A 13232-nucleotide genomic window follows, 5' to 3' on the forward strand; every position below is an offset into this window, starting at 1 on the left:
GAGTGCGATCCATGAAAAAAAGGGCGACCACGTGGGTCGCCCTCAAGCTGCTGTCCGCACAAGTGCGAAACGGTTGGCCGGAAGACCCGCCGGCCCGGGTATGGATTACTCGGTGAAGGGAAGCGGCTGCATGCCGAAGCCTTCATCGAGATGCTTGATCTGTTTGAGCAGGCGGTCGAGTTCAGTCTGCAATTTGGCAAGATCGTCCTGTTCGAGCAGACGCAAAGCCTCGGGCAGCACGCCACGCGCAGGAGACGGCGCCCGGGCCAGCAGCGCCGCGCCCGCTTCGGTCAGGTACAGTCGGACCACCCGCTGGTCGGCACTGGTGCGCTCCTTGCGGATCGAGCCGCCGGTCTCGAGGCGATCGATCATGTTGGACGCCGTGGACTGGTGCAGCGCCATCCGATTGGCCAGTTCGCCGACACGCAGACCCGGTGCCTCGCTCAATTCCTGCAACGCCCACAGCTGCGCGCCGGTCACCCCGCTCTGGCGTTCGATCCACTGCGAGTGCCGCTGTGCGGTCCGGATCAGCACCCTGAAGCGCTGCAACACCGACAATGGCGTTACCTTGGCATTTTTCTCTGCTGCGTTTTTTGTGTCGCTTTGTGACTGGGGCATCTGCATGGGCTCCGACTATATTTTCTCAAACAATACTTGTCAAAAAATTCGCTGATACGACTGCTCTCGCGTATCGTAACCATATCGTACGAAAGCCGCGCACATTCACCTTTCGAGCCCTGAAAATCAAGGTTTGCACGAACACGACATGAACGCATTCCGCCACTGAGAAAATTCCCGGCTGCAAACCCGCCTCACCACCCGACCCGCCCCGACGCCTGCTTGCCCATGCCTTCTACCGATCCCGACCCGGACCAGCCCTCCAACATTCCTCATCGCACCCTCCGACACATCGCCCGCGGCGGTCGCCGTTATGCGCTGCCGTGGCTTTCGATTGCGCGCTGGCACAAACGCCTGCTGCTGGTCGGTGCAGCCCTGCTGGCAGGATTGATCGCAATCGGGTTTGCCATCGGCGCGGAAGTCTCGATCGCGTTCCATCAGTCGCTGATGAGGGCAAGTCCCTGGCTGACGCTGATGGTGGCCCCGGCCGGGTTCGCGGCAATGGCCTGGCTGTCGCGGCGCTTCTTTCCCGGCACCGAAGGCAGCGGCATTCCCCAGGCAATTGCAGCGTCGTTGACCGACGATGCGCTCCTGCGCCGCCAGTTCGTGTCCTTCCGCCTCGCGATCGCCAAGGTGTTCCTGACCCTGGGCGGCTTGCTCTCGGGAGCATCGATCGGCCGCGAGGGGCCGTCGGTGCAGGTTGGCGCGTCGGCCATGCACATGCTCGCCGGGCGCCGCCACGGCCGCATCGCATCGAGCCGCGACCTCATCGTGGCCGGGAGCGGTGCGGGAATTGCTGCCGCGTTCAATACGCCGCTGGGCGGCATCATGTTCGCAATCGAGGAGATGTGTCGCCACCGGGCCTTCCGCGCCAACAGCACGACCTTGATCGCAGTGATCTTCGCGGGTCTTATGTCGCTCGCGGTACTTGGCAACTACACCTATTTCGGACGTACCCCGGCGGTGATCAGCTGGCCCGGCGGCGTATGGCCGATCGTCTTGTGCGGAATCCTCGGCGGCTTGCTCGGCGGCGGGTTCTCACGGGTGTTGATCGCGTCCTCGCGTGGGCTTCCCGGGCGGGTCGGCGAGTTTGCGCAGACACGGCCGGTCACCTTTGCCGCGTACTGTGGTCTCGCCACTGCCCTCATCGGCCTGTTGACCGGCGGGATGACCTACGGCACCGGCTATGCGGAATCGAAAGCGGCGCTGGAGGGATCAGCTGCCCTACCGGCCTATTTCATGGTCGCGAAACTGCTCGTGATCTGGCTGGCATTCGTGGCGCGCATCCCGGGCGGCATCTTTGCACCGGCGCTCGCGGTCGGCGCCGGCCTGGGCGCCGACCTCGCCCTCTTTCTTCCCGAAGAACAACACGAGGCGATTCTGGTGCTCGGCATGGTCGCCTTCCTGGCAGCAATGACCCAGGCACCAATCACCTCGCTGGTCATCGTGATGGAGATGACCGCCAATCACCAGATGCTGCTACCCCTGATGGCCACCGCGGTAGTCGCGCACGGTGTTTCCCGATCGGTCGCACCTGTACCCCTCTATCATGCGATCGCCCATGCCCTGCTGCGCGATGCCGAACAAAAGGCGCACCCGCATCGGAAAGCGGTGGAAGAAGGCACGCCACTTCCCGGGTGAACGCGGACATGAAACGGAGACCTCAGGCGCTCATGCGCTGCACCAGCCGCAGCGCCTGACCGCGCTCGAGCTGCTGCGCAAAGCGCGGGAAGTCCAGGCCGGTACGCCCCTGCAACTCGCGCGCAATCGATTTCATCCATTTCCAGCGCGGTGAGAATTCGGGGTTGCGAAACGCAAACAGCAGATAATTGCCATCTTCACGCACCGACATGGCGATGACCCGATCCTCGAATGCGGCGCCGACGAGATCCACGTGACGCGCGTAGGCGCGCTTGTCGCCGGCGATGTTCATCACCAGGATGCCGTTGCCCGACAACATGCGAAACGCATCGGTATAGAACGACGAGTCGGCCAGCGCCGCCGCCACACCATGCTCGTCGAACACATCGACCAGCACCACGTCAGCGCGCTCCGCGCAGTTGGCGACATGCTCGACCGCATCCGCGCACTCGATGCGAAAGCGTGCGTCATCCGGCGGCAGACAGAACGCCTCGCGAAATGCAATTACCTCCGGGTCGATCTCGACCGCCGTGATCGTGCTTGCCGGCAGATGCCGATAGCAGAACTTCGCCAGCGATCCACCGCCAAGGCCGAGCAGGGTCAGAGATCGGGGGCGCGGATTGAACAGCATGAAGGCCATCATGCCCTGGGTGTAGGCGACATCGAGTGCATGCGGGGCCTCGACCCGCATTGCACTTTGCTGGAAGCGCAGGCTGCCGAAATAGAGCGAGCGCACGCCATCGTGCTCGAGCACGAAGGGCTTTCCATACTCGGCCGCCACCAGTTGCTCGCGCAGCAGGTCCCCATCGCTGAACTCGGGTTCGAGCAACTTCAAGGTGCCCGGCTCGTCCGGAAACGGACTCGGCATCTCGAATAGGCGCGTCTGCCGCGCCCTCTGTTCAAACTGTTTTCCCGACAAACCCGACCCTCCATCCCCTTGCCCGCCAAGCCGGTTGCCGCGGAACACGCCGCCGCATCCGGCCACTCGGTGCTTACCGTCTTCGCAGCCTTCGGCGCTGCGATCAAAGAAACGGCGAGTCGGGAGGATAGGTCATGAAGCGTGGCGCTGACCAGCAAAGATGTGCTTGTCGGGCCCGGACACGGTCGGGCCGGAGCAACACGCCGCTGCTGCCTCCGGGCGCACGTCTTCAATAGGTCTTGTAGGGCAGGAACTTGCCGCTCATGGTGATGCTGACGCGATCGCCCGCCGGATGCGGTTCGCGCTGAAGATCCATCCTGAAGTCGATCGCACTCATGATGCCGTCGCCGAACTCCTCGTGGATCAGCTCCTTGAACGTGGTGCCATACACGTTGATGAGTTCGTAGAAGCGATAGATCAGCGGATCGGTCGGCACCGCGGTGGGCAAGGAGCCCTTGTAGGGCACGACCTGCAACTGCAGGATCGCATCCTCGGGCAGTTCGAGTGCCGCGCCCACCGCCTTCGCCTGGGTTTCGTTCAGGCTCATCTGGCCGAGCAGCGCGGCCGTGGTCCACTCCTTGCTCAGGCCGACGATCTCGGCCATCTGCGCCCAACTGAGCTTGTGCTTGAGCTTGGACTCAAGGATCAGGGCGGTCACTTCGGTACGGGTCATGGCAGTCTCCTTCAGGCGCTGAGGTTCTTGAGGGGATGAACGGATGCGGAAGCCGGTGCCGCGCCGGCCGGCAGCGGCACAATCTCTGCGCCGCCCTCCAGCCCGGGCCGAACGAGCGGCGGCTCGCGTGGATCGTGGTCGGGCATCTGGTCGTCGGCGTAACCCTTCGATCGGTTGACCAGGAAATCGACGAGGTGGTTACGGATGCGGTAGTACTGCGGGTCGTGATGGATGGTGTTGCGCGTGCGCTCCCGGCGCATCGTGATGTCGACGATCTCGGCAATCCGCGCGCAGGGGCCGTTACTCATCAGCAACACCTTGTCTGCCAGCAGGATGGCCTCATCCACGTCATGCGTGATCATGAACACGGTCTGGTGGGTGGCCTGCACGATGGCGAGCAACTCGTCCTGGATCGTGCCCCGGGTCAGCGCATCGAGCGCCCCGAACGGTTCGTCGAGCAGCAACATCTTGGGCTGGATCGCGAAGGCGCGTGCAATGCCGACCCGCTGCTTCATGCCGCCGGAGAGTTCGGCCTGCTTCTTGTGCAGCGCCGAACCGAGACCGACCATCTCCAGATAGCGGGTGCTGTGCGCGTCGACCTCCTTCGCGCTCCACCCGGGCCAGCGCGAGCGTACGCCGAACGCCACGTTTCCGAGCGCGGACAGCCACGGCAGCAGGGCGTGGCCCTGGAACACCACGCCGCGGTCCAGCGCGGGGCCGCGCACCTCGCGCCCGTCCATGACGACCAGACCGTCGCTGGCCTCGTCGAGGCCGGCAAGTATGTTCAGGATCGTGGTCTTGCCGCAGCCCGAGTGACCGATGATGCAGACGAACTCGCCTTTTTCGATCCCGAAATGGATATTCTCGAACACGGTTACGCCGGGTTTGCCGGCCGGGCCGGGAAAGCGCTTGGCGAGCGCCTCGACCTTGAGAAAGGACTGCACCATATGGCTCACTCGCGGTAGGTGACGGCACGTGCAAGCCGCGCCAGGAGGGTGTCGAGCAGCATGCCCACCAAGCCGATCAGCAGGATCGCGCTGATGATGTTGGCGATCGACAGGTTGTTCCATTCGTTCCACACGAAGTAGCCGATGCCGGTGCCACCGACCAGCATCTCGGCGGCCACGATCACCAGCCAGGCAATGCCGACCGAGATCCGCATGCCGGTCATGATCGTCGGCGCCGCGGCCGGCAGGATGACCTGAAAGGCCGTTCGCAGCCGTGACACCTCGAGCGTGCGGGCGACATTGAGCCAGTCGCGGCGCACGTTGGCGACGCCGAACGCGGTGTTCACCAGCATCGGCCACAGCGAGCAGATGAAGATGACGAAGATCGCCGAGATGTCGGAATCCTTGATCGTGTACAGCGCAAGCGGCATCCAGGCCAGCGGCGAGATCGGCTTCAACACCTGGATGAACGGGTCGAGCGCCTTGTACACCAGCGGCGACATGCCGATCACGAAGCCCAGCGGCACCGCAACCAGTGCCGCCAGAATGAAACCCAGCAGCACGCGTCCGATCGAGAACGCGAGCTGGGTACCGATGCCCTTGTCGTTGGTGCCCTTGTCGTAGAACGGATCACGAAAGTGTTCCCACAGCTTGGCCCCGACCTCGCCCGGGGTCGGCATCGCCGACTTGGCGCCGGTGGCAGCGGCCTGTCCGACCAGGGCGGCGTACTCCGGATCGACCTGAACCTCGGCAGAGGTCGGCAGCGTGGCCAGATGCCAGACGCCGACGAAGAGCGCGAAGAAGATCGCCGACAGCAAGGGCGCCAGCCACGGCCGGGACGGCTTCATCGCTCAGCTCCGACGGATCGCAAAGCTGTCGACATAGGCTGTCGGCTGCTTCGGATCGAAGGTCTTGCCCATCACCACGATCGGTTTGGCCGCATCCGGTACCGGCATCCCCAGTTCTTTCATCAGGCGGGCGGCATCGGTGGCGAGGAACACGTCCTTCGCGACTGCCGCGTAATCCACCTCGCCCTTGAGCTGGCCCCAGCGCTTCATCTGGGTCAGGATCCACAGCGCAAATGTGTCGTACGGGAAGGGGTCGAAGTCGATCCGATTCAGATCCTTCTTCACGTTGCCCAGGCCATCCGCGTAAGTCCCGGTCAGCACCTGCTCCACCACCGTCACCGGCTGGTTGAGATAGTTCGCCGGCGCGATCGCGGCGGCGATCTCCTTACGGTTCTCCGCCTTGCGCGCATAGGCGGTGGCGTCGAGGATGGACTTCAGCAGCGCGTGGTAGGTGTTGGGGTTGCCGCTGACGAAGTCCTGGCTCGCCGAGAACGCGCAGCACGGATGCCCATCCCAGATCTCCTTGGACAGGATGTGGATGAAGCCCACCCCGTCGTACACCGCGCGCTGGTTGACCGGATCGGGGGCGAGGAACCCGTCGATATTGTCCGCGCGCAGGTTGGCGACCATCTCCGGCGGCGGCACCGAGCGGATCTGCACGTCGCGATCGGGATCGATGCCGTGCTCGGCAAGGTAATAGCGCAACAGGTAGTTGTGCATCGAGTAGTCGAAGGGCACCGCAAACTTGAAGCCCTTCCAGTCCTTCGGGTCGCGCCGGTCCTTGTGCTTGATCGCGAGCGTGATCGCCTGGCCGTTGATGTTCTCGATCGCCGGCACGGTCCACGGAATCGGGTTCGATCCGGAGCCGGTCGAGATCGCCAGCGGCATCGGCGACAACATGTGGGCGGCGTCGTATTCCCTGGCCAGCGCCTTGTCGCGGATCACCGCCCAGCCCGCGGTCTTCACCACCTCCACGTCGAGACCGTACTTGGCGTAGAAGCCCAGCGGATGCGCCATGATGATGGGGGTGGCGCAGGTGATGGGGATGAAGCCGACCTTGAGCCTGCTCTTCTCCAGTTTGCCCGCGCCCTGGGCGAATGCCTCCTTTGCCAGCCCGAGCGGAAACAGGGTCGAGATCGCGGCCAGCGCGGTACCGGCCCCGACCGCCTTCAGAAAGCCGCGCCGCACCTCGTCGCGTGGAAACAAGGCCCGCATCACCGCGCCCTCCACCACCCGGTCCTGCATCTGGCGCATCTCAATCGCCTCGTCGAGGTCGTGGGCCGACTGGCTGCTGTGGCGGCCGCAACTGCAAGCGCCGCGCTGCAGCTTCACCCTGGGGTCGAAGGCATTGCGAAAAGCGGACATTTCAGGCTCCTTGGAAGGGATACGGGCGGGTTGAAAGGAAGTTCATGCAGCGAGCGATGCGCTCGGGGGCGACGTGTACTCGATGTCGTGTTCGTAGAGTGCGTAGGCACGGTGGTACTCCATCACCCGGGCCACGTCCTGGATGAAAGCCTCGTCGTAGCCGGCACGCCGCAGCAGGTGCAGGCCCAGCTCCATGCCCGAGCTGATCCCCCCCGCGGTCACGATCCGCCCGGCATCGACCACCCGCGCCCTGCTCACCCTGCAGGCCGGCGCCAGTTCGGCCAAGCGGTCGATCGGCGTCTTGCCCAGGTGGGAGGCTTCGATGCGGTCCGGCTCCTTGCGGTTGGTAGCGGGCAGGCCGTCGAGCAGGCCCATGCGCGCGTAAATCCACGACCCGGTGCATACGCTGGTCAAGAGGCAATCGGGGGCGAGACTGCGGATGTAGGCGTGCAGATTGCGATTGTGCATTTCCTGCCGGGTGCCGAAGCCGCCCGGGATCAGGAAGGCGTCCAGCGCCGGACGATCGGCAAAGGCATAGTTCGGCACCACGGTGATGCCGGCCTGGGTCTGGACCGCACGACCGCTCTCGGCCACCAGGAACACATCGATTTCGGGGTCGAGGCGCCGTGCAACCGAAAGCACGCCGCAGGGGGCCGCATAGTCGATGACTTCGGCATCCTTGAACACATACACGCCCAATCTGAAACCCGGCTTGCGCAACATGGTGGCCTCGTTTGGCTGGCTGACGAGGTCAATATTGCGCACTGCGGCATCCGGCCACCATCGCGATTGTCGTGATCCTGGTGTAGTGCTGGCACTACACGATGTGGTCGCCCGTCGAGCCCCCGGCAAGGCCGCTCACCGAAAACTACATCGGCAGCAGATCCTGCCGCGCTGCATAGGCCAGCAGTTCGACCATGGAGCGTACCCCCAGCTTCTCGAACACCCGGCCGCGATAGGTGGAGATGGTATTGGCCGACAGCGAGAGCTGTTCGGCGATTTCCGACACCGAGCGCCCCTGCGCAAGCAGCTTGAGCACCTGAAACTCGCGGTCCGACAACAACTCATGCAGCGGTCGGCTCTCGTCGGCGCGCACGTTGCGGGCCAGCAGTTCGGCAATGACCGCGGTGATGAAGATGCCGCCACCGGCGACCTTGACCACCGCCTCGAACAGCATCTCGGGTGAGCATCCCTTGTTGAGATAGGCACTGGCACCGGCACGGATGGAACGCACTCCGAACTGCGTTTCCGGATACACCGACAGCATGATCACGCCGACCGCCGGGAACTCGCTGCGGATCGCCTTCAGCACGTCGAGCCCGTCACGCTCGCCGAGCGCAATATCGAGCAGCACCACGTCCACCGTCGACGCGCGCAGGAGCCGCAATGCGGCCGGCCCATCAGCGGCTTCGGCGACATCGCCGACGCGAGCGTCGCTGGTCAGGATCTGCATCAGCCCGCGGCGGATGATCATGTGGTCATCGACAATCAATATCCGGATCATCGTTTCGCCTCAGGCCAGCGCGTCGGGCAGGCGCAAGCGCACCACGGTGCCGCTGCCCGGTTCGCTGGAGATCGACAGCTCGCCCCCGATCGCATGCGCGCGTTCGCGCATGCCGAGCAGGCCGAAGCTGGTCGGCTGGGCAGGTACGTGCATGCCGCGACCATCGTCCTCCACCTCCAGCACCAGCTCGCGTCCGAGGGCGCGCACCTGCAGCGCGATGCAGCTGGCGGCGGCGTGGCGCTGCACATTGGTAAGGACCTCCTGCACGATGCGATACACGGCGATCTCCGCGTCACGGCCGAGCCGACAATATTCGAGCGTCTGCGGACAGACAAAGCTGCAATGCGGACCACCGCGGGATTCGACATCCTGCAGCAGACACTCGAGTGCGGCCCACAGGCCGAGATGGTCGAGGACGCCGGGGCGCAGATCATTGAGGATGCGATGCACGGCCCCCATCGCCGTGGCGCCGATATCGAGGGCGGCGTCGATGTGGGCGACCGCGTCGCGCCGATCGAGCAGGCGCTGGCGCAGCCAGTTGAGCTCGAGTTGCATCGCGGTCAGGGAGGCGCCGAGATCGTCGTGGATGTCGCGTGCAATGTGCGCGCGCTCCTCCTCGCGCACCGAGTTCATGTGTGCAGACAGCCGGCGCAAGCCATCGCGTGCCTGGCGCAGCTGCAGGTTCGCCGACGACAGCTCGGCCGTTCGTTCGGCGACGCGGCGCTCCAGCCCGGCATGGGCCAGTTGCAGCGCGCGCTCGGTTGCCTTGCGCTCGGTGATGTCGGAAAAAGTCACCACGGCGCCCACGACCGCATCACCGTCGCGGATCGGATAGGAGGCATACTCCGCATCGAAGCAGGTTCCGTCCCTGCGCCACAGCACCTCGTCATCGACCCGACAGCCGCGCCCTTCCCGGAACGCATTGAAGATGCGGCAATCATGAACCGGCATCAGGCGTTCGTCCGAATGGGAATGATGGATCAGGTAATGCATGTTGCGACCGAGCATTTCATCTGCGGCATACCCGAGCAGGCCGGCGCCGGCACCGTTGATGAAGATGCAGCGTCCGCCCAGATCGATTCCGTAGATGCCCTCGCCCGCCGACTCGAGCAGCATCTCGAGCTGGCGACGCCATGCGGCGTGATGGGAAAGCTGGTGAAGGTTTGCGAACATCGTGCTGACAGCAATGACCGGAGGCGATGATCACGCAAGCAGCGTGCCGTCGTCCGCTGTCGGCGTCACCACGTCGAATCCGGCGAGGACCGTGATGCCGAGCACGTCGCCCATGCACCATGAGTGTGCACGCTCGCCCCCGATGCACTACCGTGGCACGGCCGCGTGCCACCGCGGCGGCGGGCACAGTCCACGCTCGCCCCTACCCGGAAGCGCGATGCAGGCCAGCCCATGTCCGGCAAAAACAAGGGGGCGACCCGCAACGTCCGGCTCGCCCCCCCTTTTTTCGTCCTGCACCCTGCCCGTTTTCACCCTCCCGTGGCACCGCGCGGCGGCGGCAGCGCGTGGCTCCACGGCCGTTCGCCGCCTTCAGCGGATCCCGGCACGCTGGATGAGTGCCTGCAGCTCGCCGACAATGCCACGGCGGAACAACAGGACGCACAGCACGAAGATTACCCCCATGATCACCGTGACCCAGGATCCGACCGAATCCGCAAGCTCGGTCTGGAGCGACACAACCGTGGCGGCGCCGATCAGCGGGCCGAAGACCGTACCCAGGCCACCGAGCAAGGTCATCAGCACCACCTCGCCCGACATGTGCCAGTGCACATCGGTCAACGAGGCAAGCTGGAATACCAGGGTCTTGGTGGCGCCGGCCATGCCGGCGAGCGAGGCCGAAATGATGAACGCGAGCAACTTGAACTTCGCCACATCGTAGCCCAGCGATATGGCGCGCGGCTCGTTCTCGCGGATCGCCTTGAGAATCTCGCCAAAAGGCGAGTTGATGGTGCGGTAGATGATGAAGAAGCCGATGCAGAACACCGTGAACACCAGATAGTACATCGACAGATTGTTCGACAGATCGATGATCCCGAACAGGTTTCCCCGCGGTACGCCCTGCAGGCCGTCCTCGCCGCCGGTCGCCCTGACCTGCAGCACCACGAAGTAGACCATCTGCGACAGCGCGAGGGTGATCATCGCAAAGTAGATGCCGGTGCGTCTGATCGCCAGCACGCCAAAGACCCAACCCAGCATTCCGGCCGCCAGCGTCCCACCGAGGATGCCGATCTCGGGGGTGACGCCGACATCGCGCGTCAGCATGCCACACACGTATCCCGCGGTACCCAGAAAGGCCGCATGACCGAAGGACAGCAGGCCGGCAAATCCGAGAAGGAGGTTGAAGGCGCAGGCAAACAGGCCGAAGCACAGGACCTTCATCAGAAAGGTGGGATACACCGCGAACGGCGCAACCAGACCGATCAGAAACAGCACGCCGAACAGGATCGGGGTGGCGCGGGCAATCATCGAACTGTTGTTCATGTGCATCTTCCTCGGATTCGCCTCAGACTGCCTTGCCGAACAGGCCCGCCGGACGGACCAGCAGCACAATCACCATGATGATGAAGACCACCACCGCCGAACCTTCCGGATAGAACACCCGGGTCAGGCCTTCGATCAGCCCGAGGCCGAGACCGGTGACGATCGAGCCCATGATCGACCCCATGCCACCGATGACGACCACCGCAAACACGACGATGATCAGGTTGGAACCCATCAGCGGGTTCACCTGGTAGACGGGCGCCGCAAGGACCCCGGCAAACGCCGCCAGCGCAACGCCATAGCCATAGGTGAAGGTAATCAGCAGCGGCACGTTGATGCCCAGCGCCTGCACGATCTGCGGATTCTCGGTCCCCGCACGCAGATAAGCGCCGAGCTTGGTCTTCTCGATCATGAACCAGGTACCGAAACACACCGTCAGCGCGGCCACCACGATCCAGGCGCGATAGATCGGCATGAACATGAAGCCGAGATTGACCCCGCCCTGGAGCAGCTCGGGTACCTCGTAAGATTGACCCGAGATACCGTACTGGTCGCGAAAGAGCCCCTCGAAAATCAGCGCCAGACCGAAGGTCAGCAACAGCCCATACAGATGATCGAGTTTGTACAGTTTGCGCAGCATGGTGCGCTCGAGGACGACTCCCAGTGCACCGATGACGAGCGGCGCCAGCAGCAGCGACACCCAGTAGTTGATGCCGAATTTCGTCAGCGCGATCCATGCCACGAAGGCCCCCATCATGTACTGCGCACCATGGGCGAAGTTGATGATGTTGAGCAGGCCGAAAATGATCGCCAGGCCGAGGCTGAGAATCGCGTAGAACGAACCATTGATCAACCCGACCAGCAGCTGGCTGCCGAGCAGGGCACTCGGAACACCGAATATTTCCATATGGGACTCCCGCACCGAGGCGACCAGACGCGTCACCCCGGTGCGACATGATTACCGGATGGACCGCGCTCGGCTCACTTCTTGATCAGGGGGCAGCGCGACTCCGACAACGGCTGGAAAGCCTCGGCGGCCGGGATGGTCTGGCGGACATGGTAGTAGTCCCACGGGTACTTGGACTCCTCGGGCTTCTTCACCTGCACCAGATACATGTCGTGGACCATGCGTCCGTCATCGCGAATCTGCCCATTCTTGGCGAAGAAATCGTTGATGGGCGTCTTCTTCATCTGCGCCATCACCTTGGCCGAATCATCGCTTCCGGCGGCATTGACCGCGCGCAGGTAATGCAGCACGGAGGAATACTGGCCGGCCTGCACCATGCTCGGCATCCGCTTGTGCTTGTCGAAGAAGCGCTTCGACCAGGCCCGGGTAGCGTCGTCGCGATCCCAGTAGAAACCCGTGGTCAGGTACATGCCCTGCGTGTTCTTGAGGCCGAGGGAATGGACGTCGGATATGAACATCAACAGGCCGGCAAGCGACTGCTTCGGGGTGATTCCAAACTCTGCCGCCTGCTTGATGGCATTGGTCGTGTCGGCGCCGGCGTTGGCCAGACCGATGATCTGCGCGCCGGACGCCTGGGCCTGAAGCAGGAAGGACGAAAAGTCCGACGCCGGGAAGGGATGGCGGACCGAACCGAGCACCTTGCCTCCGGTGGCGGTGACGACCGCGGACGAGTCTTTCTCCAGCGCCTGACCGAAAGCGTAATCGGCGGTAAGGAAGAACCAGGTCTTGCCACCCTGCTTGGTCACCGCCCTCGCCGTGCCGTTGGCCAGCGCATAGGTATCGTAGGTGTAGTGCACGGTGACGTCATTGCACTGCTCATTGGTGATCGGCGTGGACGCCGGGCCACTCATCAGTGCAACACGGTTCATCTCCTTGGCGACTTTCATCACGGCCAGCGCGGTCGAGGTGGTGACCAGTTCGGTGGCGGCATCGACGCCTTCACGTTCGAACCATTCGCGCGCCTTGTTCGATGCGATGTCCGCCTTGTTCTGGTGGTCGGCGGAAACCATCTCGACCTTGAACGCCGGTTTGGCTTCGGCGATGAAATCGTCGATCGCCATCTGCGTGGCGAGGACCGCGCCCGCACCGGCAAGGTCGGAATAGGTGCCGGACAAGTCGGTCAGCACGCCGACCTTCACCGTATTGCCCGAGATCTGCGCATTCGCCGCCCCCGAGAGGGTCGCGAATGCGGTTGCGCAAGCGAGTGTCGTCAGTTTCTTGATCTGCATCGTCTGTCTCCGTCCCGTTGAATATTCA

13 protein-coding genes are annotated in these 13232 nt (G+C 63.9%); 1 reads left to right on the forward strand and 12 read right to left on the reverse strand.

The genetic code is table 11. The features are described from left to right. Window positions 1-105: 105 nt before the first annotated feature. Window positions 106-618 carry a MarR family winged helix-turn-helix transcriptional regulator gene (locus AC3A35_RS09135; RefSeq protein WP_487435725.1) on the reverse strand — a complete coding sequence of 171 codons (513 nt, stop codon included), beginning with the start codon at window positions 616-618 and terminating at the stop codon, window positions 106-108. Window positions 619-846: 228 nt separating this feature from the next. Here AC3A35_RS09135 and AC3A35_RS09140 point away from each other — a divergent pair, with 228 nt between their 5' ends. After that, the gene (locus AC3A35_RS09140; RefSeq protein ID WP_487435726.1) at window positions 847-2259 is read left to right on the forward strand and encodes a chloride channel protein; all 1413 of its coding nucleotides are present in this window, start codon (window positions 847-849) and stop codon (window positions 2257-2259) included. Window positions 2260-2281: 22 nt separating this feature from the next. Here the strand turns inward: AC3A35_RS09140 and AC3A35_RS09145 are convergent, their stop codons facing one another. The 11 genes from AC3A35_RS09145 to AC3A35_RS09195 form a co-directional block, all read right to left on the reverse strand. Then, window positions 2282-3094 (reverse strand): spermine/spermidine synthase domain-containing protein, encoded by an 813-nt coding sequence (locus AC3A35_RS09145; protein ID WP_487435727.1) that lies wholly within the window; start codon window positions 3092-3094, stop codon window positions 2282-2284. Between the two features lie 313 nt (window positions 3095-3407). Continuing rightward, a complete protein-coding gene (gene cynS / locus AC3A35_RS09150) occupies window positions 3408-3851 on the reverse strand; it encodes a cyanase (protein WP_487435728.1) in 444 nt (147 codons plus the stop codon). An 11-nt stretch (window positions 3852-3862) separates the two neighbouring features. Next, window positions 3863-4798 carry an ABC transporter ATP-binding protein gene (locus tag AC3A35_RS09155; protein WP_487435729.1) on the reverse strand — a complete coding sequence of 312 codons (936 nt, stop codon included), beginning with the start codon at window positions 4796-4798 and terminating at the stop codon, window positions 3863-3865. Window positions 4799-4803: 5 nt separating this feature from the next. Continuing rightward, on the reverse strand, window positions 4804-5646 hold the full coding sequence (gene ntrB, locus AC3A35_RS09160; RefSeq protein ID WP_487435730.1) for a nitrate ABC transporter permease: 843 nt from the start codon (window positions 5644-5646) through the stop codon (window positions 4804-4806). A gap of 3 nt (window positions 5647-5649) precedes the next feature. Next, window positions 5650-7011 carry a CmpA/NrtA family ABC transporter substrate-binding protein gene (locus AC3A35_RS09165; protein ID WP_487435731.1) on the reverse strand — a complete coding sequence of 454 codons (1362 nt, stop codon included), beginning with the start codon at window positions 7009-7011 and terminating at the stop codon, window positions 5650-5652. A 42-nt stretch (window positions 7012-7053) separates the two neighbouring features. Then, the gene (locus tag AC3A35_RS09170) at window positions 7054-7776 is read right to left on the reverse strand and encodes a DJ-1/PfpI family protein (RefSeq protein WP_487435732.1); all 723 of its coding nucleotides are present in this window, start codon (window positions 7774-7776) and stop codon (window positions 7054-7056) included. A 103-nt stretch (window positions 7777-7879) separates the two neighbouring features. Further along, window positions 7880-8515, reverse strand: coding sequence for a response regulator (locus AC3A35_RS09175; RefSeq protein ID WP_487435733.1), 636 nt, complete (start codon window positions 8513-8515; stop codon window positions 7880-7882). A 9-nt stretch (window positions 8516-8524) separates the two neighbouring features. Then, window positions 8525-9688, reverse strand: coding sequence for a PAS domain-containing sensor histidine kinase (locus AC3A35_RS09180; protein ID WP_487435734.1), 1164 nt, complete (start codon window positions 9686-9688; stop codon window positions 8525-8527). A gap of 369 nt (window positions 9689-10057) precedes the next feature. After that, window positions 10058-11008, reverse strand: coding sequence for a branched-chain amino acid ABC transporter permease (locus AC3A35_RS09185; protein ID WP_487435735.1), 951 nt, complete (start codon window positions 11006-11008; stop codon window positions 10058-10060). Between the two features lie 22 nt (window positions 11009-11030). Then, a complete protein-coding gene (locus AC3A35_RS09190; protein ID WP_487435736.1) occupies window positions 11031-11915 on the reverse strand; it encodes a branched-chain amino acid ABC transporter permease in 885 nt (294 codons plus the stop codon). A gap of 74 nt (window positions 11916-11989) precedes the next feature. Continuing rightward, complete coding sequence (locus AC3A35_RS09195) at window positions 11990-13204, reverse strand: ABC transporter substrate-binding protein (protein ID WP_487435737.1); 1215 nt, start codon at window positions 13202-13204, stop codon at window positions 11990-11992. Window positions 13205-13232: the final 28 nt, after the last annotated feature.

It is taken from the genome of Azoarcus sp. Soil_N_20 (genome assembly GCF_057656155.1).

Coding starts and splice junctions, on each gene's coding strand:
- AC3A35_RS09135 (WP_487435725.1), bottom strand. CDS start 618: ATGCCCCAGTCACAAAGCGACACAAAAAACGCAGCAGAGAAAAATGCC.
- AC3A35_RS09140 (WP_487435726.1), top strand. CDS start 847: ATGCCTTCTACCGATCCCGACCCGGACCAGCCCTCCAACATTCCTCAT.
- cynS (WP_487435728.1), bottom strand. CDS start 3,851: ATGACCCGTACCGAAGTGACCGCCCTGATCCTTGAGTCCAAGCTCAAG.
- AC3A35_RS09155 (WP_487435729.1), bottom strand. CDS start 4,798: ATGGTGCAGTCCTTTCTCAAGGTCGAGGCGCTCGCCAAGCGCTTTCCC.
- ntrB (WP_487435730.1), bottom strand. CDS start 5,646: ATGAAGCCGTCCCGGCCGTGGCTGGCGCCCTTGCTGTCGGCGATCTTC.
- AC3A35_RS09165 (WP_487435731.1), bottom strand. CDS start 7,011: ATGTCCGCTTTTCGCAATGCCTTCGACCCCAGGGTGAAGCTGCAGCGC.
- AC3A35_RS09175 (WP_487435733.1), bottom strand. CDS start 8,515: ATGATCCGGATATTGATTGTCGATGACCACATGATCATCCGCCGCGGG.
- AC3A35_RS09180 (WP_487435734.1), bottom strand. CDS start 9,688: ATGTTCGCAAACCTTCACCAGCTTTCCCATCACGCCGCATGGCGTCGC.
- AC3A35_RS09185 (WP_487435735.1), bottom strand. CDS start 11,008: ATGAACAACAGTTCGATGATTGCCCGCGCCACCCCGATCCTGTTCGGC.
- AC3A35_RS09190 (WP_487435736.1), bottom strand. CDS start 11,915: ATGGAAATATTCGGTGTTCCGAGTGCCCTGCTCGGCAGCCAGCTGCTG.
- AC3A35_RS09195 (WP_487435737.1), bottom strand. CDS start 13,204: ATGCAGATCAAGAAACTGACGACACTCGCTTGCGCAACCGCATTCGCG.